The following is a 20,623-nucleotide window of genomic DNA, read 5'->3' as shown; positions in this document are numbered from 1 at the left end:
GGTCATTGGTTCGCCCCAAGCAGCGCGGCCTTTGCCCGGGCCAGGGCAGAGGCCAGGCGGGCATCGAGATAACCGTCTGGGAATTCCATGACGGCGTCTCCGCGCGCCAATGACGGGTCGGCGGACAGCTCGATGCCGGTCGTCGCACCGACGTTCGCTGCGAGCAGGCTGACGTCGTCCGGATGCATCCGCACGGTGTGCACGAGCCTTGGGTCGCCGGCGGCACACACCCGATCGAGTGCGGCGTGGGCCGCGGTTTCGTGGTCGGCCAATTCGTAACCGAGGACGGCTTCCGCCAGTTCGACGGCTGCCGCTGCAAGCTCCCGGCGCAGCTCCTCGAGTATGGGGAGCGTTCGCGAGTTGAGCGCCTCTGCCGCCCGGCCAAGTAGCGCGAGCGCGGAATCGGTTTGGCGCTGGGCCCGGACCTGACGCGCAGCATGGTCCGCTTCCAGCTCGGCTCTGCGGGCGTCGATCTCCGCCTGCGCCGCACGGAGCCCTTCGGTGTATCCGGCCGCGTGTCCCTGGGCGCGCGCGACCCGTTCGATCCGTCTCGTCTCGTCGTCGCCCAGCCGGGGAAAGGGTGTGGCGAGAAACGCGGCCTCAGTAGACATACTCGTCTTCATCTGTGCGCTGAACGGTGATCGTACCCTGGGCCTCGAGATCGCGGATGGCTCGAACGATGTCGGCACGTGCTTCCTCAACGTGGGACATGCGGACGGGTCCGATGTTCACGATCTCTTCGTCGAGAATGGTCCGGTTGCGCTCAGACAAGTTGGTCCTGATGACCTCGATGACGGATTCCGAGCTGCCCTTCATGGCGGTTGCCAGCACGAAGGTGTCAATTCCGCGCAGTACCTGCTGCACGTCACGGTGATCGAGTTTGACGATATCCGCGAAGGTCAACATGCGGGAGCGGATTTCGGCGGCAAGTTCTGGGTCTCGCAGTTCGAGTCCTTCGAGGAGGGCACGCTCTGTCGCCACGTTCGCCCGGTTGATGATCTCGACCAGGGGTTCGACCCCGCCGACAACCTCCAGCGATTCCCGGGACGAAACGACGGCTCCTGCGCGTCCCTTCAGAATCTCGGTGACTGTGCGAACTGCCTCAGGGGTTGCGCTGCCCATGGTGGCGATGCCCTGCGCCACATCGGTGCGCATGGTGTCGTCGAGCCCGGAAATCACCAGGGAGGCATGCTCTGGCCGCAGGTGCGCGAGCACCAGGGCAATGGTCTGCGGCAGTTCGCCGTCGAGAAGGGTCACCACCTGACCTGGTTCAGCTGAGTCGAGGAACTCGAAGGCCTTGCCGGCCATCGAAGAGGCGACCCGGTTCATGACCCCGGCCGCGCGGTCGGCACCGAACGACGCCTCGAGCAGGCCGACGGCGACGTCCCGGCCGCCGCGCGAGTTGATGGTCCCCGTCAGAGTGAGCTGGTGGTATTCATCGAGGGCACGCTCTGCGACGGCTGCGTCGACCCGCCGCATGCGCACGATCTCGGAAACGATCTCCTCCGCCTCGGCCTCTGTGAACTGTTTCATGACCAGCACCGCTCGTTCCTGATCCATATTCATCAGAACGACTGCCGCTTTTTGCGGTCCGGTGAGAAGGTCCAACGCGTCGGTCATACCGGCTGCCTGTCATCGGTGAGGCCGAGGAGGAACTGCGCGGCCTTTCGCGGGTCGCGCTCGGCGAGGGCGTCGATGTCCGCGCGTTTACGGTTGCCCGCGGCCGATTGGAAGTTCACGCTCGGACTCGGGTCGAGGCCGAGCGGCATTGTCGCAGCCCCGAGCTCGATCGGCATGGTGGCGGTTCCGAGAGCCGACCTGGTGCCGTTCAACTCGCCGATTTCGATGGTCTCCCTGCTCTGTCGCTTTGAGCGACGCGCGTAGAGGATCAGACCGAGCACGAACGGGACGACGATGCCTGCTGACATGATCACCGTCTGGATGATTCCGGCCGTCCGTTCGGCCGCCGCTGCCGCTTCGGCAGCGGCGAGGGCCTCCGCTGCGGTCGCCGCCCCAGTGCTATTGAACTCGACGACCTCGACGGTCACGTCGTCACCGCGGGCGATGTCGATGCCTGCGGCAGAAGCGACGAGCGCTGAGACGTCGTTGACGTTCAAGTTCGCAGCGGCTTCCTTGTCGACGGCGACGGAGATGCTTTGCCGATTGATGGCCCCGGCCGGGATGGTGCGCGACTCCGTCACCTTGTTGATGGCGTTGTTTCGGGTGGTGTCCTCAGAGGTGAAGGTTCCGTTTCCGCCGCCTGTCGCTGGGACTGCGATGTTGTCCGGGCCGAGGACTCCTGCCGCCCCTCCTCCGGTTCCCGTGTAGGTCTCGGTCTTGACAGCTTCGTTCAGAGCCGGACCCTGCTCCGGGGTCGTGAACGATTCCTCGGTGACCTGTGCGGTTTCATAACTCATGTCTGCAGCGACGGCGACCGTGGAGTTGCCGGGCCCCACGACCTTGTCGAGCATGGCCTGGACCGCTGTGGTGACCCTCTGTTCGTAGTCGGATGCTTGCTGATCCGCGCCGCCCGTGGCACCGACGCCAACGGCCGAGAGCACGATGCCCTGAGCATCGATCACAGCGACGTCCTGAGGCGACATGCCGTCGATCGACGCCGAGGTGAGGTGCACGACCGCCTGCACCTGGTCCGTGCTCAGGGTGACGCCGTTCTGGGTCTCGACGAAGACGGATGCCGTCGGGTCGCTCTTCTCAGCCGCGAAGACCGTCTCTTCGGGAATCGCCAGCCGGACCGAGGCCGCCTTGACGCCACTCATCGCCTGAATGGTCGAGGCCAATTCGCCCTCTAGGGCGCGCTTGTAGGTGACAGACTGCTGGAATTCGGAGGAGGTGACGCCCATCTTGTCCAACAGCGAATAGCCTTCGGTGCTGGAGGACGGCAGCCCGGCGGCGGCGGCCTTCAATCGCTGGTCGTAGACGACGCTTTCCGGAACCAGAATCGTCGCGCCGCCGTCACTGAGCTCATACTCCACACCGTCTGTACGCAGCTGATCCACGATGATGTTCGCGTCCGATCCGCTCAGCCCGGAGAACAATGGTGTGTACGACGGTTTCATGGCCCACATGGCAAGGGCTGCGATGCCGAGGACCAACACGGCGACGCCGATCAGAGCGACGGTGCGCTGCGCGATACTGAACTCGCGGATCGCCTGCGTGAATCGCCGCAGCGCTGAACTGACCTGTGCCGGCATTACGCCTGCATCCGCATGATGTCGTTAAAGGCTTCAATGCCCTTGTTCCGGATGGCTGCGACCACTTCCAGGGTGACCTGAGCCTGCGTTGACGCAATCGTGGCGGTGTGGATGTCCTGCAGGTCTCCCGTCACCGCCTTGATGGCCAATTCGTTTGACGTGGACTTCAGCTGCTGAACGTTGTCAACGGCACCGGTGAGAATCGACGCGAAGCCGGAGCCATCCGTTGGCTCGATGTTCTGGGGGCTGGGCAGATAACCGGTTGCGGTCGTTGCCTGCACCGGGTTGATCGCGAGGGGCGGCATTACGCACGACCAATCTGCAAAGCTGCTTCGTAGGTGGTCTTGGCACGGTCGACAACGGCAGCGTTAGCCTGGTACCCGCGTTGCGCCATGATCAGGGCGCCCATCTGCTCCGCCATGTCGATATCCGGGTACCGCACGTATCCGTTTTCGTCGGCGAGCGGGTGGTCTGGCTGGAAGGTGACTCGGCCATCCGCATCCCCCGCGGCGACGCCGGCCGCGTAGACGCCGGACGTTCCCTCGCCTTCCTGGGCGATGACGTATCTGGCTTGGAAGGCATCCCCGTCGGTCCCAGTGACGGTGTTGATGTTCGCGAGGTTGTCGGAGACGGCATCCAGCCATTTGCGGTGCAGGGTCAGGCCGGATGCCGCGATCCCGATTGCGTCGAAGGTCATCAGGTGGTCCTCAGCGCCGACCGCATGGCGGTAAACGGACCTTCAGCGGCTCGTGTCGCGAACTGGTACCGCAACACGGTGTCGATGTTGGAGAGCGTCTCTGTGTCGAGATTCACGTTGTTGCCGTTCAGCCGTGTCGGCTCCAGTGAGCGTTCGGTTGTGGCGGATACGTGGCCGTCGCCTTCTTGCACCGACTGGGCAAGGGCACCTTCGAAGATCACGCGTTTCGCGTGATAGTCGGGGGTGTTGACGTTGGCGATGTTGTTCGCAATCGTGCGTTGCCGTTCGGCAAGGCCGTCCAGGGCGCTGGAGACTGCGATAGAGGTCACGGAATCAAACACGACTACCCGATTTTCGTCGTCAAGAGGTCAGGGCGGCCCATCCGTGGCCTCTGCGTTGAGCGATCCGTGCTCGCCTGTATCTATCGGCCAATGCTCAGGATTCGTTAGCCACGATCTGCGAATCGTGGATTGTTTCGGGAGACTCAGCCCAGAACGTCGAGGTACACGGACCGGTCCGGGGAAGAACCTGATGGCACAGAGCGCAACGCGGTCAGGTGCCTGCCCGTTACCCGCTGTGCCTCTTCGAGGCGTTCACGTCGCTCACTCTGTGCGGCGAGCAACAGTCGGGCCCGCTCCTCGAGATCTTGCGGAATCGGGCCGAGCCGTCGCGGCGCCACCCAAACCGTCGTGTTTTGGTCTGCGACGTTGGAACCTGCCGCGTCTGGCGTCCGGATGCTGAGTTCAGCCTCGAGATCGGTGAGGATCCGGAGCCAGCCTTCCCTGTCTCCGGCCAGGCTAGGCAAAACCGAGTTCCCTGCCGGCAGGCACGACGGGGGGCGTCGCCTGCGCCAATTGGTCTGCGGCTTCGTGCCAGGTCGCCCGCAGCGGCTCGAGTAGAGCGATGCTCTCTCTGGTGCGGGCCACGTCACGGTGCACGTTGGCGCTGATCAGCGCGTTCGACACGTAGGCGTAGATGGCCATGAGGCCTTCGCCGCCGTCCCAGAGATCGACTTTGAGCGATGAGCTGAGTTCAGCGACTATCGCCTGGGCGTGCAGGAGGTTCTCCGAGGCGATCGACCAGTTCTCCTCCATCTGCGCTGCCTCTGCACGACCGAGATCAAGGAGTAGCCGGTCATACAGCATGGTGAGCAAGCGCACCGGGCTCGCAGAGAGCACCGCGTCGGTGTTATACCGCGAACGTGCGGCGGAAGCACCGCCCATTGGAGTGATCATCATGCACTCGGATTCAGCGAGCCGAGTTGGGAGCTCAGCCAGGAACCCTGTGACTCGAGGTTGCTCAGCTGCACTTCAAGCGATGCGTAAATGCGCTCAAGACTTGCCCTGCGCGATTCGAGACGCCGATCCCAGTCGCTGATCTGGTCGCCGAGGCTGTCGACCATTGACTCCTGGCCGGTGATGCGGCTGGTGATTTCGCCGTCGTACTTGTCCGAGATCTGCGCAGAGACGTCCGCGACTCTGGTGCCGAGTTCCTGCACGACGGTTGCCACATTGGCTGGGTCTTCGGACAACGCTTTCGCGAACTTCTCTGCGTCGAACTCGATCGTGCCCGTCTTGGTGATGCTGATGCCAATCTCGGACGGGGAATGCCCGTCGACCGGCAGGGAAGCTGCGGAGAGCACGCGCTGGTTGATGCTCTGAACGGAGGTGTCCCCCGTGAATACGCCCGAAGAGATCACAGGGTTGCCAGAGGCATCTGTGCTGTTGGTCACGGCGGACTTCGTCGAGATGATGGCGAAGACCTCGTTCAAAGCGCTGACGAAATCCTTGGCAATTTTGCTGACCGCTTCGTCGTCGCGGGCGACGGTGATGGACACCGGATCTGTCGATGCCTTCTTGACGGTGACATCGACGCCGGGGAGGAGGTTTGTGAAGGTGTTTGTCGATGAGGTGATGGTCTGCTCGGCCGTTGTCCCGGCCCACAGTGTCACAACGGCATCCGTCGCCTGCGTGATGACCGCCGCGCCGCTCGCCGGATCGAGTACGTCGGTGGCGGTGCCGGCCGTGACGTCTGCGCTGGTTCCGCGGTAAACCTCGAACGCGCCTGCCTCGCCGGTTTCGGATGCCGTGAGTTGCAGGCGGAAGGTGCCATCGCCAGCCGCGATCTTCATTGCGGTGACCCCGGCTTCTGCGCCGTTGATGGCCGCCGCCACATCGTCGAGCGAGGTTGACGTTGCCGTCACCTGCATGTGGCTGCCGTCGCTGCCGACGATCGTGAGTACCGGGGGGTCGTCCGGCCAAGCGGAGATCGCGGCAGAGACTGCGACGTGCGCCTGCGCAAGTGTGGTGACGACCACGTTGATCTGGCCGCTGCTGGCGCCGCTGGTGACGGCTGCGCTGACATCGGCAGAGCTGCTGGTCGCCTTGTACAGGTCGAGGGAGTCTGACTTGGCAGCCTTGGTCGCGAGTTCGGCAAGCGCCGCGATCTTGGTGTTGAGACCCTGCAGGGCGGTGATCCGGTCTTGTGCGCCGTCCACCCTGGTCTTCAGCAGGTTTTGCGGGATCGCCTCGAGCTGCATGAGCGAGTTGATCAGCTCAGTGGTGTTCAGGCCGCTGATCAGGCCGTCGACTGCGAGTCCCATGATCGTTCCTTCGCGATTAGTAGGGCATTACTGGTGGCCGGCCGGGAAACGCCAGGCGGCGAGGGAGAAAGAGGTCCAGATCTCGCTCCATCGCCGCCGGGCGTTGTTCTTGTGCCCAGTCCGGCTCAGAGGCCAGATCTAGCGGAGGAGCTGCAGGATTCCGCTGTTGGACTGGTTGGCCTGCGCCAGCATGGCCGTGCCGGCCTGCGAGAGCAAGTTGGCACGGGTGTAGTTGACCATCTCTTCTGCCATGTCGGTGTCGCGGATGCGCGACTCGGCAGCGGTGATGTTCTCCTTCGAGACGTTGAGCGTGTTGATCGCCGACTCGAACCGGTTCTGCACAGCACCGAGCTCGGCGCGTGCGGTGGAGATTGCCGTGATCTGCCCATCGATGAGCGTGATCGCGGCAGCAGCACCTGTTGCGCTGCTGAAGTCGAGCCCCGCGGGACCGGCTGCAGCAGCGGAGACGGAGACTCCAGTACCGGCGCTTGCGTCGGTACCGGCGGTAGCGCCACCCACGACAGAGCCGCCACTGAGTGCTGTCACCGTCAGCTCGTTGTCCGCATTCACACCGGCGACCAGCTTGCCGCTGAACGCGGTGTCGGCGTTCAGGATGTCGGCGAGCTGCTGAACCGTGGTGATGCTTCCGGCACCACCGACGGATGCGGTGGTCACGGTGCTCGTGCTCGCGTCAGCCTCGGTGATCGAGAACGTCATGGCGCCGGTGACATCGGTCGGCGTGAGAACGGCCGCCGTGGCGCCGCTGGATGCGTTGCCAAGCGTGGCCGCGACATCCGACACGTTGGCGTTGGCCAGGCTGACCTGGATCTGGCTGCTCGCATCCCCATCAGCACCGACCTGGAAGCTCAGCGAGCCTTCAGAGCCGTCGAGCAGCTGGATGCCGTTGAAGTTCGTCGACGACGAGATCCTCGAGAGCTCGGAGACCAGCGCATTCGCCTCGGTCGTGATCGCGCCGCGTGCCTCGTCGCTGTTCGAGTCGTTACCGGCCTGAACGGCGAGGTCGCGCATGCGCTGCAGGATCGAGTGAACCTCGGTGAGCGAACCTTCAACGGTCTGGATGACCGAGATGCCGTCCTGCGCGTTACGAGCGGCAACCGTGAGGCCACCGATCTGGGCGCGCAGGCCCTCCGAAATGGCGAGCCCTGCTGCGTCGTCCGCTGCACGGTTGATGCGGAGTCCACTGGAGAGCTTCTCCAGCGACTTCGACAGGTCGTTCTGCGTGCTGGACAGGTTGCGGTACGAGTTGAGTGCCGCGATGTTGGTGTTGATTTGCATACCCATGGTGTGTTCCTCCGTGATTGGGTCTGAGTTCACCGGCCCATCCATGGGCTGGCATTGTGACCTATCGGCCGGTCAGGCGTCGGCGTTAGGAAGAACCAGAGAATTGCCGGGCTAAGGACAGAAACCTAGGAGGCAGCCGTCCTGCGGAGCAGCACGCCGGCACCTTGAGGTGAGTGATGTATCCGGCTGTACGCAGGAGCATTCTCCGCGACACGCGAGAGGTACGCCTCCCGGCTCGCCTGGGCGATCCTCGACACCGGAACAACCGGGGCCGCGGCATCGTCGGCGTAGTGCGTTGCGAGTCCATCGCGAATCAAACGGATTGCCTCTGCCCGCTGCTGCGAGACAGCGGAATGCGTGGTTCCGAGTTCCTCGGCGAGTTCCTTGACGGTTCGATCACCGAAGTACACCTGATGGACGATGTACTGCATTCGCTCTGGGAGGGCCGCTACGGAGGCTCGCAGGTAGGCCAGTCGTTCCGCGGTCAGCACGGACTCCTCTGGGAGAGCGGTTTCTGCGACCAGGAATTCTGCGGTGGCATCGTCCAGATTCGACAGCGTGCGGGACGCATCAGCCATCCCGGCAGCTGCCGATTCTCTGTCAACCCCGAGCGAGGCCGCGACCTCGTCTATTGTTGGATTTCTCCCCAGCGCGGCAACGAGCGTCTCTTGCACGGCAACGGTCTCTTTGATCCGGCGGCGTGCTGAACGAGTTGCCCAGTCGCTTGAGCGCATCTCATCCGCGAACGCCCCGACGATCCTCCTGCGGGCAAAGGCGCCGAAGGGAATCCCCAAGCCAGGATTGAAGGCGTCTGCGGAGGTGACGAGCGCGAGTGCCCCTGAAGAAGCGAGATCCTCACGAGAGAGATGCCTAGCCTTCGCCCACACCTCGGAGACGAGGTAGCCGACGAGCGGTAGGTTGTCCGTGACGAGCTTGTTTCGCTCTGCACGATTCATGATGGACCCCTGTGCGACTTGAGTGCGGACCTTTTATTTGTTGCTGGGTAAGCACGGGTTCCTCTTACAAAGCTGAACGCGATCGACCGGGAACCCGACCGCATTCTGCTTCGGTTCAACGCTAACAACGCCCCGGACGCATCAAGTGATGTTGACTCCCCCATTTCGGGGCAGATGCCGTCCTCTCTTATGAGGACACGCCGCGCCTGGATGAGCGGCCGATTCCAAGCTCTCGTCACTAACATGAGGCTCGCCTAGGCCGATAGTTCTCCTCGAACAGAGCTGGAGCCCATACCCCCGGTATGAGCCCGCGCAAGATTCGGAAAGGGCGGTTGGAGGAACGATGGGGGCGAACGAACTCTCAGCTCTACTGTGGCGCGAACGGGAATTGCTCGACCTCCTGACCTTCAAGCTCGAAGAGGAGCAGCTGCTATTGACGGCAGGCAAGACCCGCTGGCTGCAGCACGCGACCAGGGAAGTCGAACAGGTCATGGTATTGCTGCGGGAGGCCGGCCTCGGGCGCACAGTTGAAGTCGCAGCCCTCGCAACGGAGTGGGGCACGGACCAGGATGCGACCCTGCGAGAACTCGTCGCCCACGCCCCAGACGGCCCGTGGGGAGAGATCTTCGACGCGCATCTCGATGCGATGACCAATCTCACCGCCGAGATCAAGAACCTGCGGGACGTGAATGAACGCTTCCTGCGTGCAGCGGCTCGTTCAACGCAGGAAACTCTGGCTGGTGTTGGTGGCGACTCCAGTACCTACGATGCCAAGGGTGTCTCTGACCGGTCGTCACAGAACGCACGACTTTTCGAAAAGAACTTGTGAGGACCGCTCCTTGAGCACATTCGGTGGATTGAACGTCGCGTATTCCGGACTGGTTGCGGCGCGCCGCGGGCTCGACGTTGTCGGGCAGAACATCGCAAACGCGAACACGCCCGGATACACCCGTCAACGGATCTCGACCTCGGCGATCAGCCCGATCGACGCTGGGCTCTTCACGACAGGTGCACGCCCCGGCGAGGGCGTTTCCATCGACGGAATCGCGCGTCTCGGCAACACCTACTTCGACGCCAGAGTACGTTCCACGGCGGCATCCGCTGGATACAGCGCCGTACGCGCCAACACCATGAGCTCGCTCGAAACATCGCTCCACGAGCCGGGCGAGAACGGGATCTCCGATCAGTTGCAGGACTTCTGGGCGGCCTGGCAGGATCTGTCGAACCGGGTCGGCGAGCCGTCATCGGCCGGCGTGCTCCTCGAAGAGGCCAGAGCGCTGACGGCGCAGATCGCCACGGGCTACGGCGAGGTCGAAAACCAGTGGTCGCAACTTCGGGTTCAGGTCGACGGCATGGCCGCCGAACTCAACTCGACAGCGGCACGCGTGGCCGAGCTCAACGCGAGCATCCGTTCAACACTCGCCGCGGGCGGTTCGGTGAATGAACTGCTTGACCAACGCGCCATGTACACCGCCACCATCGCCGCCCTCGCCGGCGGCACCGTGCAGGAACAGGCCGACGGCACGGTGAACGTTCTCATCGGCGGCAACGCGATTGTTTCCGGCGACACGTTCCGTACTGTGAAGGTCACCGGCTCCGACGACCTGGCGGGCCTCGGCGGCGGGAGCGTCACCATCGCCTGGGCAGGCGGCAGCACCGTCCCCGTCAACCTGGACGGCGGCGAGATCGCCGGTGCTCTGTCGATGCTGGCCAATGCGGACAACGGTGGGGCCCTCGCTCAGGCCGCCAAGTCGTACAACGACTTCGCTACCAACTTGGCTGAGCAAGTGAACGCAATTCATCGAGGCAGCGACCCCGCCAACCCTGGTCCCGACTTCTTCGGGCTCACACTCGGTGTTCCCCCGGTCCCCGCCGCCCAGGGCCTCACGGTCATCCCCACCGATGCAAGTGGAATCAACGCAGGGATCGGCGGAGCCGATGGCTCGATCGCCGACGCGATTTCCCAGCTCGGCGTCGGCGATGGCTCTCCGGACAGCATGTGGTCGACCATCGTCACCGGAATCGGCGTCGCCACCAGCGCCGAGATGCAGCATGCGACCCTGGCCGATCTGGCCGCCAGTTCGGCGCTGACCACTCAGTTGTCCGGCGCATCCGTTTCGCTGGACGAGGAGAACGTCAACCTGCTGATGTATCAGCATGCTTTCCAGGGTGCGGCACGGGTCATGACCGCCGTCGACGAGATGCTCGATACTCTGATCAATCGCACCGGAATCGTCGGGAGGTAGACGATGATCTCCAGAGTCACGAATCAGACGCTCATGCGCTCCGCCCAGCGCAATCTGCAGACCAACATGGCTCAGCTCGCGCAGTTGCAGGAGCAGGCATCGTCCCGCAAGGCGATCACGCGCCCCTCCGATGATCCAGGCGGCACCGCCAGCGCTTTGCGTGTTCGCGCCGAGTTGCGTGCGGCCGAACAGTACGGACGCAACATCGCCGACGGCGACGCCTGGCTGACAACTATTGACTCCGCCTTCTCCGCGACCAACGCTCTGATGAGAAAAGTGCGTGACCTCACTGTGCAGGGCGCGAACGAGGGGACGATGTCGCCGGCGGCGAAAGAAGCGATCGCTGTGGAGCTCGACGGTCTGAAGACTGAGCTGCTCGCCCAGGCGAATACCAAATACATGGGACGATCGGTGTTCGCCGGTAACTCCGACCAGCCGGCCGCTTTCACTGCCGATGCGGACGGCGATATAGTCCACGTCGGTTCCGATGGAACTGTCGAACGCCGGGTGAACGCGGAGTCCACAGTGCGCGTTGATGCGGACGGAGCAGCGGTTTTCGGCACCGGCGGAGATTCGGTGTTCGCCCTGATCGACACGATCGTCCAGGATCTGCGAGATCCTGCTGCTGAACCAATCAGTGCGCATTTGGATGCCATCGATGACCGGGTGAACGCTATCCTCGGACAACAGGCGTCTGCGGGGGCACGTCTGGCTCAGATTGAACGCGCGGAGGAAGCAAACGTGGAACAGGCAGGCGCATTGGAGATTCAGCGTTCGGGTATCGAAGACATCGATCTCGGTCGTGTCATTCTCGACTTGAAGATGCAGGAAGTGAGCTACCAGGCCGCGCTGGCGGTCACGGCTCGGGTTCTGCAACCAACGTTGATGGATTTCCTGAGATGAGAGGCCAGATCAGCTTCCTCGCTCCCCCGCCCGGACTTTCCCCACTTGTCGACTTTACGCTCCGCGAAATCGATGGCGCTGCGGGTCTCTTCGTGCTCGAGGCCGTCGAAAAGGACGGGGTCCGGCTTTTCGTTCTGGATGCCGGCACCTGTCTGCCGGACTACACGCCCGTCATTTCAGACGAGCAGAGCGCCGCGCTCGGTTTGGGCCAACCGGAGGATGCAGTTGTGCTTGTGGTCGCGAACGCTGGGCCGAGCGGCACAACAGTGAATCTGATGGCCCCGATCGTCGTGAACAAGTCAACCGGCGTCTGCGCGCAGGTTATTCTGGAGGGTCATGACTGGCCGCTCCAATTGCCTCTCGGGCAACGGGCCGCCTAGCGCGGCGCAGCAACCGTTGCAGCCGAACGGCGGACATCGGCGGACATGAGTTCAAGAAGGCAGCTGGTACTTGTGTGGGCCATCGTTCGACCCGCTCTCCGGCTGCTCGTGCGGTCCTGGCGCGCTCTCATCGAACTCCCCTTGGTCCCACGCCCGGACGACGCGCCCCACGCACACGCTTCGGGTCTTGACCCGCACCGAATTCTCGTTTTCGGCAGCGGGCCGGCCGTTGGCTATGGGGTGCGCAGTCACGAGTTGGCGCTGCCCGGCCACCTCGCTCGCGAATTATCCGCTCGCACCGGGCACGGAGCGAACGTCGACGTTCTCGCCGATCCCGGCCTGACGATCTCCTCGGCCGCCGTGTTGCTGGGCAACCGGGATCTGCGACAGTACGATGCCGTCATCGTCAGCGGCGGTGTGAACGATGTGATGCAACTCGTCGCGCCGTTGGTCTGGCGTGACGCTAGCAGCGCTCTCTTGCGCACCCTCCACGAGAGCTCCTCACCGTCGACGCTGATCGTCACACTCGGAATCCCGCCCATTCGGTCCATCCCTATTTATGACCACTGGATCGGATCTCTCGCGGATCGCCACGCCCACATCCTCAACAAGATCAGCCAACAGCTGTGCTCGAACGTGCGCGATGCACATACCAGCTTCCTTCGACTGCCGGAATTGACTGCTGTCGGCACCACTCGACATCGATCGCCAGAAGGCTACCGATTGTGGGCTGAAGCGCTCGCAGAGCACCTAAGCCCCAAGCTGAGCCGTGCACGCTCTGCGCTGGCCGGGTCGACCCAGAGCACAGCGGCTCCCCACGCTGAGGAGCTGAGCGCGAACGAGGTAGCCAGGCAAAAGGCGCTTGACGACGTGGGCATCGTCGACACGGCACCGGACGAGAGATTCGACAAAATCGTCGAACTCGCCAGATCCCTCTTCGGAACCCGGTACGCGGCCATCACGTTTATCGACAACGACCGGCAGTGGTACAAAGCGAGCGCAGGCATGAACAAAGCTGAAATTCCGCGGGTGAACTCTTTCTGTGACGTCACCATCCGTGAATCGAAGGCGCTGATCGTGCCGGATGCCGCCGCCGACGACCGGTTCGCGGGCGTGATGTCCCACGTCGATGGCGCACGCGTCCTGTTCTACGCCGGCTATCCGGTCGAATCTCCGGACGGCCAGCGGATCGGCGCGCTGTGCGTCTTCGACACTGAAGCCCGACAGGGCACGGCCATCGACGCCGCTCAGCTGCGCGATTTGGCCCTTCTCACCCAGCACGCCTTGTGGTCGCACGCTCAGGATGCCAAACGCGCGAAGAGGGACGGTTAGCCGGTTCGATCCGGTTGCGGCCGTCATGCTGGCCGTCTCGGTTCGGTTGTGTCAGCCTGGACGCATGTGGATCGGTTGGATCGAACTCGACATGCTGCTGGGCGATGTGCACTCGCTCAAGGAGAAGCGCGCTGCTTTTGCGTGGTGCTCCAGATGCCGTGACCGACACCTTTATTCGGTCACGTCTCGGCGCGACGCGAGTGCATTTCTACGGAGAACTCCCTTCCGGCAGCGACCTGCGCTCCATCCTGGCCCGCGCCTGAGCACGCACGCCAAAGTAGGAGGAAGTGCGCCCAACGTGTCGAAACGAGGACAAAGCGTGCGTTCTGCAACGCCTTTTCCTACCTTGGTGCAACGGGAGCTGAGGTCACATGTCGTGAGGAGGGGCGCCGACCGGCGCCCCTCCTCACGTGCCGTGCTCTACGCGGCCAGCGGCACGTGAATCTCCCGCGCCTGGACCAGCAGTACCCGCTCGTCGCCCTCGCCTTCAACGCTGACACTCACCTGCCCGCCGGCCCGCAGGTCGGTGGAGACCAGCAGATCGGCGATGCGATCGTCGAGTTCACGCTGGATGACGCGGCGCAGCGGCCTTGCACCGTACTCGGGCTCGTAGCCGCGAGTGGCGATCCACTCGACGGCTTCCTCGCTCACAGTGAGGCCGATGTCTTGCGAGGCAAGACGCACCTCGGTCTCGGCGAGCATCAGCCGCACGATCTGGTGCAGCTGCTCCTGGTCGAGCTTGCGGAACAACACGACCTCGTCGATGCGGTTGAGAAACTCCGGCCGCATGGCCTCACGCAGCTTGCCCATCACACGATCACGCAGCGCCTTCTCCGAGCCGAAACCGTTGCCGCTTCCGTCGGTGTCTGCGACGAATCCCAACGCACCACTCCTGCTCGCCAGGAACTCAGAACCGAGGTTCGAGGTCATGATGATCACCGTGTTGCGAAAGTCGACCGTGCGCCCCTGCCCATCGGTCAGGCGACCGTCGTCGAGCACCTGCAGCAGCAGGTTGAACACGTCAGGGTGCGCCTTTTCGATCTCGTCGAGCAGCACGACAGAGTACGGGTTGCGCCGCACACGTTCGGTGAGCTGGCCAGCCTCGTCGTACCCGACGTATCCGGGAGGAGCCCCGACCAGTCGCGACACGGTGTGCCGTTCTCCGAACTCGCTCATGTCGAAACGGATCATCGCGGTCTCGTCGCCGAACAGCGAGTGCGCCAGCGACTTGGCGAGCTCGGTCTTGCCGACACCCGTCGGTCCGAGGAACAGGAAGCTTCCGACTGGGCGGCGTGCGTCGCCCAGTCCGGTGCGGTTCCTCCGCACCGACTTCGCGATCACCGTCACCGCGTCGTCCTGGCCGACCACTCGCTCGTGCAGGTCGTCTTCCAGCCGGCCGAGGCGAACGCGATCTCCTTCGGTGAGACGGCTGGCCGGGATGCCGGTTGAGCGCGAAATGATCTCGGCGATCTCCTTCTCGTCCACGATGGCCGGAGTGCCGGTGGCGTCACCGGCGGCTGCGGCATCCGTCGTCTCAGCGCTGTTGAAGGTCTCAGCATTGTTGACAGTCTCAGCACTGTTGAAGGTCTCAGCCGCCCGGATCTTCTCCCGAACGGCCTCGATCTCGTCTCGCAGCTGCGACGCCTCTTCGTAGCGTTCTCCGGCGACCGCAGCGTCTTTCGACTCGTCGAGTTCTGCCACCTGAGCACGCAGCGCCGACACATCGACACCGATTCCGAGCTTCAGGCGCAGGCGCGCCCCTGCCTGGTCGATGAGGTCGATGGCCTTGTCCGGCAGGAACCGGTCTGGCACGTAGCGGGCCGACATCTCGACCGCGCTCCGGATCGCCGCATCGGTGTAGCGAACAGCGTGGTGCTCCTCGTATCGACCCTGCAGGCCGGCGAGGATGCGCACGGCATCCTCGATGTTCGGCTCACCAACCGTGACCGGCTGGAATCGCCGTTCAAAGGCCGGGTCCTTCTCGACCTTGCGGTACTCCTTGAGCGTTGTCGCTCCAACCACATGCAGGTCGCCGCGGGCAAGGCGTGGCTTCAGGATGTTGCCTGCGTCCATTCCGCCCTCACCGCTGCCGCCGGCGCCGATCACAGTGTGGAGTTCGTCGATGAAAACGATCACCTCGCCTGAGCGGGCCGCGATCTCGTCCATGGTCTTGGTGAGGCGCTCCTCGAAGTCGCCGCGGAACCGGGTTCCCGCGAGCATCCCGGGCAGATCGAGCGCAACGACGCGCTTGCCGCGCAGCTGCTCAGGCACTTGGCCGTCAACGATCGCCTGGGCGATACCGTCGACGATCGCGGTCTTGCCGACACCGGCCTCGCCGATCAGCACCGGGTTGTTCTTGGTGCGCCTCGACAGGATCTCGATGGTCTGCTCGATCTCGTCTGCCCGCCCGATGACCGGATCGAGCGCACCCTCGCGGGCTCGCGCGGTCAGATCGATGCCGTAGGTGTCGAGCATCGGGGTGTCTGAGTCGACGGATGCCGACGGCCGAGCCGTCGCGCTCTCCTGCGGCGAGCGTACCCCGGCTTGCAGCGATTCCGGAGTGACGCCGGCGGAAGCGAGCACCTGCCCGGCGGGCGAGTCCTGGTTCACGACGAACGCAAAGAAGAGATGCTCTGGGTCGATATACGTCGACCCGAAAGCGCGCGCGACCTGATGCGCGTCGAGCAGCGCACGCTGCGCAGACGGGGTGAGCGCTGGTGCGGTGTCCTGGCGGTCGTCAGACTTCTCCGGAAGCCGTTGCTCTGCCGCAGACGCGACGGCCGCCGGATCGGCACCAGTGCTCTTCACTGCGTCGATGATCGGCGAACGGTCGACCAGCACCCGGAGGATGTGCAGTGCGTCGACGTGCGTGTGCCCGTGTTCCACCGCGTACGTCGCTGCTCGCCCGAGCACCTCGTGCGTGCGACGACTGAGTAGTCGGGTGATGTCGATGGAGCGCCCGGACTGCGCAGCACGCTGGCCCTGCAGGTAGCGGGCAAGGAATTCGTCGAACGAGCCGTTGCCGGCATCTTCTGAACCGAAGTACGTAGGCATGTGACCTCCTGGTGTGCAAACTTGAGTGCCTTCGACTCAACTCAACGTCGTAGGGGTCACAGCATTCCCAAATCTGAAAATTCACTGCAGATTGTCGTGGCGATGGCATGGGCCGCGATCACGTCGAAAATCGACAGTCCTAGCCAAGTGGAGAATTGCGGTCAATGGTTCCCACCGTCCGCATCCGCCTTGAACTCGAAGGCGATCACCTGCGTAGAAACGCGAAGATTGTCGGGGTTTGGCGAATACATCGGGCCGCTGGGGACAACGATGGCCGGACTTACGTCAGCAGACATCACTTCGCTCCATACCCATTACGCGGAGGTCCGGGATCGATGAACCCTGTCCAGAGGAATGGCCCGGCAAGGCCCGTTGTAGCAGCAGACGAGGCAAAGTAGCTGAGGAACCGGTCTGACGGCGGGCCGGAACGCGGATCGCGACGTTGCTTTCGGTACGTCAGTCCCATCAGGAACTGGTCGAACATGAGGTCCCGCTGCGCTTCGGTCAGTCTCGCGAAGTTGTCGTCGTGAATCCGTTGCGTCTCGGCAGTGTCTGCAAGGCCAACGAGATATTCGTAGCGCTCGACCGCACGTTGATCGCGAGTTCGCCGCCGACGGTCCCGGCCCAAGACGGCATTGACGAAGCCCATCAGGCTGACACCTCGACGAGTCGATATCCGACGGCGCTCAAGGAGTTTGCCATGTGATCCGCATACCACCCTGCCCACTCGGTGTCGTAGGCTCCTCGAAGCTCCACGGCCTCATACGCTCCGTGTGCTTCTGCCGCAAGTCTCAGCACTGCGTGAATAAGGTCTGAATTGTCCTCGGGCGGGACTGACACTTGCAGTTTCAGGTCCATGGCTACTCTCCAGTTCGTGTGGTGATTCGGCGATTCTTTCTCCGTTCATCGTCGCCAAAGTTGGACCTCGTCGGACCCGTGTGAGTCCCCGGTCTATCCCCGGGTGCGGCCCGGGCTCTCCGGTCGACGCGACCAGACTTTGGGGCTTTTAGGCTCGCGCGAGAGCCGAAGGAAAACTGGCGAGAGTGTGCCGAAGTTCCCTCCGCGAAGCGATGCCAAGCTTCGGGTAGACCTTCCCGAGATGCCATTCGACGGTTCGAGAACTGAGAAACAGTTCCGCGGCGATCTCCGGGTTGGTGCGCCCTGCTGCGGCCAACGCCGCAATCTGTGCTTCCTGGGCGGTGAGGATGGGCTGTGAGAGTGGCGCGTGCGTGCGCACCCGTTCCCCCGTGGCCGCCAGCTCCCGTCTTGCACGCTCAACGTAGGCATCAGCGCCGAAAGCCGTGAACATCTCATGGGCGATCCGCAGGTTCTCTCTGGCGTCGGTCCGCCTGCCCATGCGGCGCAACCACTCCCCGTAGAGCAGATGTGCGCGAGCAAGTTCCATCCGCACGCGGGTCTTGCCGAGGCTCGCGATCGCCTCACGGTAGTGAGACTCTGCGACGTCGTCATTGCTCACCAGCGCTCGGCACCTGGCCTCGACACCGCGTGCCCAGGCAGTGCCGCTGGCCCCGGTGCTTTGTGTCAGGCGTTCCAGAGCGCCGACGGCGAGTGCGGGCTCTCCACTGCGGGAGGCTGCTTCGACGAGTTCGACGAGTGACCACGTGGCGTAACACAGGTCGTTACGGTGTGCCGCGCCGGATTCAGCTTCGACAAGCGCCTTTCGATAGTCTCCCAGACCGTTGTAGAGGACCGCCCCGGCGTACAGCATTATTACCGTCCCCAGCCCATCTCCACGCACAGAAGCGATATCGACGGCGGACAGCCTCAGCCTGGAGAAGAGCGCTTCGTTGCCCTGCCACGCAGCAACGGCGATCGCGCCGTACGGCGGTGTCGTCTTCCCAGTCACGGCCGTCACTTCGACGGCCTCCTTGACCATCACGCTGGCGATCGCGATCTCACCTGAGGCCACGTGCAACCCGATGCGCGTTGTCAGGGCAATGGGCAACGCACCGAGTGCTCCCATTTCCCTGGCTATCCGCACGTGGCGATTGGCGAGAATCTCCCAGCTCTCGTCGTCCCACACATCTCTGGCGGCGTGGGAGGCGAGCCACAGCCAGCGGATGCTTTGCGACGCCGGCAAGGCTTCGTCTCGAAAGGCCGTCAACGCTTGCTTGAGGAATGGGACTCCCTCCGCATAGCTCTCCGTGATCACCTTGGCGAACCCGTCCAGGAGGAAGTCGGTTGAATTCCCGCGTGCTGCCGGTGCTGCGCTCGCGGCCTCCGCTACCTCGAGAAGTCCAACGTCGGCGGCAAAGCGTCCGACCACGAGTCCCGCGGATACGGCGTCCAGGTACGCCTCGCGCGCGATCGCTCCGTCAAGCACTTGCAGTTGTTGGGCGGCTGCAATCAATAGAGGTGGAGCCTCGCGGCCACGGCTTGAGAAGAAGGCGATCTGTCCGCGCAACAGGCTCGACAGAGCAGCGCTGAGATCGTCGAGAGGCTCGGCCTCCGCAGCAGCCAGAAGCACGAGCGCTTCATCGCTTGCGCCAACGTGATATTTGGCCTGCGCCGCTGCCAGGGCTCTCTCCCCTCGACGAACTGGATCAACGGTCAATTCCGCCGCTGCCTGCAGGAACGCAGCGGAGGCAGCGAGACCCCCGCGTTCCTGGGCTCGCACTGCGCACCGAACCAGTTCGCTCGCCACCGATTCGTCCGGGCCTTCCGCCGCAAGCGCCCGATGCCATGCCTGCCGATCAGGATGCTGCTCGGTATTGGTCACAGAGGCCAAGACCCGATGCACCGTTCGCCGTGCTCGAGCATCCGATATCCGAATGACAGCGGATCGCACCAACGGATGCCTGAACCGCACCCGTGAGCTCAACTCCACCAAACCGGAGGCCTCGGCATCCCCAACATCATCCCTGCCAAGGCCGAGTTCCTCCGCCGCGTGCCACACGGTCGCGACGTCTCCCGTCGGCTCCAGAGCAGCCGCCAGGAGGAGCATCCGGGTTCGTTCTGGAAGTGACTCCAGCCGTCTCACATACGTTTCTTCCAATCCGCATATAAGCGGGACCGAAGCGGGAAGGCCGAAGGCGCCCGCCCGTTCTGCCGGAGTCAACCCGTTCGTAATCTCGATCAGCGCGAGCGGGCAGCCTCGACTGTCTGCGACTATTCGCTCCCGTATGGCCTCGTCCATGGGAACCTGCAGGAGCGAATCGAGGAGGGAATGTGCATCCGCATCCTGAAGTCGTCCGACCTGCAATTCGGGAAGCCTCATCAGTGCCTCGGTTCGCTGGCCAGGGAGTGCGGCGAAGATCAGCGCCACCGATTCGGCTCCAAGGCGCCGAGCGACGAAGGCGAGCACTTGCACTGACACCTCGTCTAGCCATTCAGTATCATCGATGAGGGCTATCAGGGGTCGTTCCTCAGCGACTGCGGCGAACAGGCTCAGTACCGCGAGTCCGACGAGGAAGCGATCAGGCGGACTTCCGAGATTGAGCCCGAATGCGGTGGAGAGTGCCACACGCTGAGGGGGCGGCAGGCGATCAAGGTGATCAAGCATCGGAAGGCACAACTGATGGAGGCCGGCAAAGGCGAGCTCCAGCTCGGACTCGATACCGACTGCACGCTCGACTCGACACCCTTCGGCGTGGTCAGCCACGTAATCAAGCAAGGTGGACTTCCCAATGCCTTGGGGACCGCGGAGCACGATCGTCTGACTTTCGCCGGTTCGCACGGCTCCCACTAGCCGAGTCAGAGTCGCATATTCCTTGTCGCGACCGAACAGCTGTATTCCACGCTCAACGCTCATCACAGCTGGGCTTCCCCCAAAGTCCATTCATCGGCATCCTTCGGCGATGTGGCTGAGCGTCGAGATACACTCAACCGGATTGGCTTGATCGTACCGGGGCCCCGTCCGGATAGACAGGGGGTGCGGCTCACTCCCAACGGATTCTCGATCAAGCCGGAGCTGTCGTC

The 20,623-nt window shown here is 63.6% G+C and carries 20 protein-coding genes; 5 read left to right on the top strand and 15 right to left on the bottom strand.

The window, feature by feature from the left end:
* Positions 1 to 2 precede the first annotated feature (2 nt).
* The 11 genes from K323_RS28735 to K323_RS24005 all read right to left on the bottom strand — a co-directional run bounded on the left by K323_RS28735 (position 3) and on the right by K323_RS24005 (position 8,769).
* Positions 3 to 611 (bottom strand): FliH/SctL family protein, encoded by a 609-nt coding sequence (locus K323_RS28735; protein ID WP_022883842.1) that lies wholly within the window; start codon positions 609 to 611, stop codon positions 3 to 5.
* Complete coding sequence (gene fliG, locus K323_RS0103175; protein WP_022883841.1) at positions 601 to 1,620, bottom strand: flagellar motor switch protein FliG; 1,020 nt, start codon at positions 1,618 to 1,620, stop codon at positions 601 to 603. Before fliG ends, K323_RS28735 begins: the two co-directional genes overlap by 11 nt.
* Complete coding sequence (gene fliF, locus K323_RS0103170; RefSeq protein WP_022883840.1) at positions 1,617 to 3,212, bottom strand: flagellar basal-body MS-ring/collar protein FliF; 1,596 nt, start codon at positions 3,210 to 3,212, stop codon at positions 1,617 to 1,619. The genes fliG and fliF overlap by 4 nt, the downstream gene beginning before the upstream one ends.
* Positions 3,212 to 3,517 carry a flagellar hook-basal body complex protein FliE gene (gene fliE, locus K323_RS0103165; RefSeq protein WP_022883839.1) on the bottom strand — a complete coding sequence of 102 codons (306 nt, stop codon included), beginning with the start codon at positions 3,515 to 3,517 and terminating at the stop codon, positions 3,212 to 3,214. The genes fliF and fliE overlap by 1 nt, the downstream gene beginning before the upstream one ends.
* Entirely contained in the window at positions 3,517 to 3,909 is a 393-nt protein-coding gene (locus K323_RS0103160) for a flagellar basal body rod protein FlgC (protein ID WP_022883838.1), read from the bottom strand. The genes fliE and K323_RS0103160 overlap by 1 nt, the downstream gene beginning before the upstream one ends.
* Complete coding sequence (locus K323_RS0103155; RefSeq protein ID WP_022883837.1) at positions 3,909 to 4,250, bottom strand: flagellar basal body rod protein FlgB; 342 nt, start codon at positions 4,248 to 4,250, stop codon at positions 3,909 to 3,911. The genes K323_RS0103160 and K323_RS0103155 overlap by 1 nt, the downstream gene beginning before the upstream one ends.
* 143 nt (positions 4,251 to 4,393) lie before the next feature.
* The gene (locus K323_RS28730) at positions 4,394 to 4,714 is read right to left on the bottom strand and encodes a hypothetical protein (protein WP_022883836.1); all 321 of its coding nucleotides are present in this window, start codon (positions 4,712 to 4,714) and stop codon (positions 4,394 to 4,396) included.
* On the bottom strand, positions 4,707 to 5,147 hold the full coding sequence (fliS, locus tag K323_RS0103145; RefSeq protein ID WP_022883835.1) for a flagellar export chaperone FliS: 441 nt from the start codon (positions 5,145 to 5,147) through the stop codon (positions 4,707 to 4,709). The genes K323_RS28730 and fliS overlap by 8 nt, the downstream gene beginning before the upstream one ends.
* Complete coding sequence (gene fliD / locus K323_RS0103140) at positions 5,144 to 6,511, bottom strand: flagellar filament capping protein FliD (protein ID WP_022883834.1); 1,368 nt, start codon at positions 6,509 to 6,511, stop codon at positions 5,144 to 5,146. Before fliD ends, fliS begins: the two co-directional genes overlap by 4 nt.
* A 138-nt stretch (positions 6,512 to 6,649) precedes the next feature.
* The gene (locus K323_RS0103135; RefSeq protein WP_026851162.1) at positions 6,650 to 7,813 is read right to left on the bottom strand and encodes a flagellin N-terminal helical domain-containing protein; all 1,164 of its coding nucleotides are present in this window, start codon (positions 7,811 to 7,813) and stop codon (positions 6,650 to 6,652) included.
* Positions 7,814 to 7,938: 125 nt separating this feature from the next.
* Positions 7,939 to 8,769, bottom strand: coding sequence for a sigma-70 family RNA polymerase sigma factor (locus K323_RS24005; protein ID WP_022883832.1), 831 nt, complete (start codon positions 8,767 to 8,769; stop codon positions 7,939 to 7,941).
* Between the two features lie 343 nt (positions 8,770 to 9,112).
* Here K323_RS24005 and K323_RS0103125 point away from each other — a divergent pair, with 343 nt between their 5' ends.
* The 5 genes from K323_RS0103125 to K323_RS28725 are packed head-to-tail and all read left to right on the top strand — an operon-like array spanning position 9,113 to position 13,630.
* Positions 9,113 to 9,598 carry a flagellar protein FlgN gene (locus K323_RS0103125; protein WP_022883831.1) on the top strand — a complete coding sequence of 162 codons (486 nt, stop codon included), beginning with the start codon at positions 9,113 to 9,115 and terminating at the stop codon, positions 9,596 to 9,598.
* Between the two features lie 10 nt (positions 9,599 to 9,608).
* A complete protein-coding gene (gene flgK / locus K323_RS0103120) occupies positions 9,609 to 11,015 on the top strand; it encodes a flagellar hook-associated protein FlgK (protein ID WP_022883830.1) in 1,407 nt (468 codons plus the stop codon).
* 3 nt (positions 11,016 to 11,018) lie between these two features.
* Positions 11,019 to 11,918 (top strand): flagellar hook-associated protein FlgL, encoded by a 900-nt coding sequence (gene flgL, locus K323_RS0103115; RefSeq protein WP_022883829.1) that lies wholly within the window; start codon positions 11,019 to 11,021, stop codon positions 11,916 to 11,918.
* Positions 11,915 to 12,298: a flagellar assembly protein FliW gene (fliW, locus tag K323_RS0103110; RefSeq protein ID WP_022883828.1), complete on the top strand. Its 384-nt coding sequence runs from the start codon at positions 11,915 to 11,917 to the stop codon at positions 12,296 to 12,298. The genes flgL and fliW overlap by 4 nt, the downstream gene beginning before the upstream one ends.
* A gap of 45 nt (positions 12,299 to 12,343) precedes the next feature.
* Complete coding sequence (locus K323_RS28725) at positions 12,344 to 13,630, top strand: GAF domain-containing protein (RefSeq protein WP_084696994.1); 1,287 nt, start codon at positions 12,344 to 12,346, stop codon at positions 13,628 to 13,630.
* Between the two features lie 420 nt (positions 13,631 to 14,050).
* On the opposite strand, the gene K323_RS0103100 is transcribed toward K323_RS28725, so the two are convergent.
* The 4 genes from K323_RS0103100 to K323_RS0103080 all read right to left on the bottom strand — a co-directional run bounded on the left by K323_RS0103100 (position 14,051) and on the right by K323_RS0103080 (position 20,456).
* Complete coding sequence (locus K323_RS0103100; RefSeq protein WP_022883826.1) at positions 14,051 to 16,684, bottom strand: ATP-dependent Clp protease ATP-binding subunit; 2,634 nt, start codon at positions 16,682 to 16,684, stop codon at positions 14,051 to 14,053.
* Between the two features lie 161 nt (positions 16,685 to 16,845).
* Positions 16,846 to 16,980: a hypothetical protein gene (locus K323_RS30640; protein WP_022883825.1), complete on the bottom strand. Its 135-nt coding sequence runs from the start codon at positions 16,978 to 16,980 to the stop codon at positions 16,846 to 16,848.
* Entirely contained in the window at positions 16,980 to 17,333 is a 354-nt protein-coding gene (locus K323_RS0103090) for a hypothetical protein (protein ID WP_022883824.1), read from the bottom strand. The genes K323_RS30640 and K323_RS0103090 overlap by 1 nt, the downstream gene beginning before the upstream one ends.
* A gap of 357 nt (positions 17,334 to 17,690) precedes the next feature.
* Entirely contained in the window at positions 17,691 to 20,456 is a 2,766-nt protein-coding gene (locus K323_RS0103080) for an AAA family ATPase (protein ID WP_022883822.1), read from the bottom strand.
* Between the last annotated feature and the right edge of the window lie 167 nt (positions 20,457 to 20,623).

It is taken from the genome of Glaciibacter superstes DSM 21135 (assembly GCF_000421145.1).
GTDB classification, from domain to species: domain Bacteria; phylum Actinomycetota; class Actinomycetes; order Actinomycetales; family Microbacteriaceae; genus Cryobacterium; species Cryobacterium superstes.
This window is presented reverse-complemented; position numbering and strand designations above follow the sequence as displayed.

Coding starts and splice junctions, on each gene's coding strand:
- K323_RS0103080 (WP_022883822.1), bottom strand. CDS start 20,456: ATGAGCGTTGAGCGTGGAATACAGCTGTTCGGTCGCGACAAGGAATAT.
- fliE (WP_022883839.1), bottom strand. CDS start 3,517: ATGCCGCCCCTCGCGATCAACCCGGTGCAGGCAACGACCGCAACCGGT.
- K323_RS30640 (WP_022883825.1), bottom strand. CDS start 16,980: ATGTCTGCTGACGTAAGTCCGGCCATCGTTGTCCCCAGCGGCCCGATG.
- fliF (WP_022883840.1), bottom strand. CDS start 3,212: ATGCCGGCACAGGTCAGTTCAGCGCTGCGGCGATTCACGCAGGCGATC.
- fliG (WP_022883841.1), bottom strand. CDS start 1,620: ATGACCGACGCGTTGGACCTTCTCACCGGACCGCAAAAAGCGGCAGTC.
- K323_RS0103135 (WP_026851162.1), bottom strand. CDS start 7,813: ATGGGTATGCAAATCAACACCAACATCGCGGCACTCAACTCGTACCGC.
- flgL (WP_022883829.1), top strand. CDS start 11,019: ATGATCTCCAGAGTCACGAATCAGACGCTCATGCGCTCCGCCCAGCGC.
- K323_RS0103100 (WP_022883826.1), bottom strand. CDS start 16,684: ATGCCTACGTACTTCGGTTCAGAAGATGCCGGCAACGGCTCGTTCGAC.
- K323_RS28725 (WP_084696994.1), top strand. CDS start 12,344: ATGAGTTCAAGAAGGCAGCTGGTACTTGTGTGGGCCATCGTTCGACCC.
- K323_RS0103160 (WP_022883838.1), bottom strand. CDS start 3,909: ATGACCTTCGACGCAATCGGGATCGCGGCATCCGGCCTGACCCTGCAC.
- fliD (WP_022883834.1), bottom strand. CDS start 6,511: ATGGGACTCGCAGTCGACGGCCTGATCAGCGGCCTGAACACCACTGAG.
- K323_RS0103090 (WP_022883824.1), bottom strand. CDS start 17,333: ATGGGCTTCGTCAATGCCGTCTTGGGCCGGGACCGTCGGCGGCGAACT.
- K323_RS0103125 (WP_022883831.1), top strand. CDS start 9,113: ATGGGGGCGAACGAACTCTCAGCTCTACTGTGGCGCGAACGGGAATTG.
- K323_RS24005 (WP_022883832.1), bottom strand. CDS start 8,769: ATGAATCGTGCAGAGCGAAACAAGCTCGTCACGGACAACCTACCGCTC.
- fliS (WP_022883835.1), bottom strand. CDS start 5,147: ATGATGATCACTCCAATGGGCGGTGCTTCCGCCGCACGTTCGCGGTAT.
- fliW (WP_022883828.1), top strand. CDS start 11,915: ATGAGAGGCCAGATCAGCTTCCTCGCTCCCCCGCCCGGACTTTCCCCA.
- K323_RS28735 (WP_022883842.1), bottom strand. CDS start 611: ATGTCTACTGAGGCCGCGTTTCTCGCCACACCCTTTCCCCGGCTGGGC.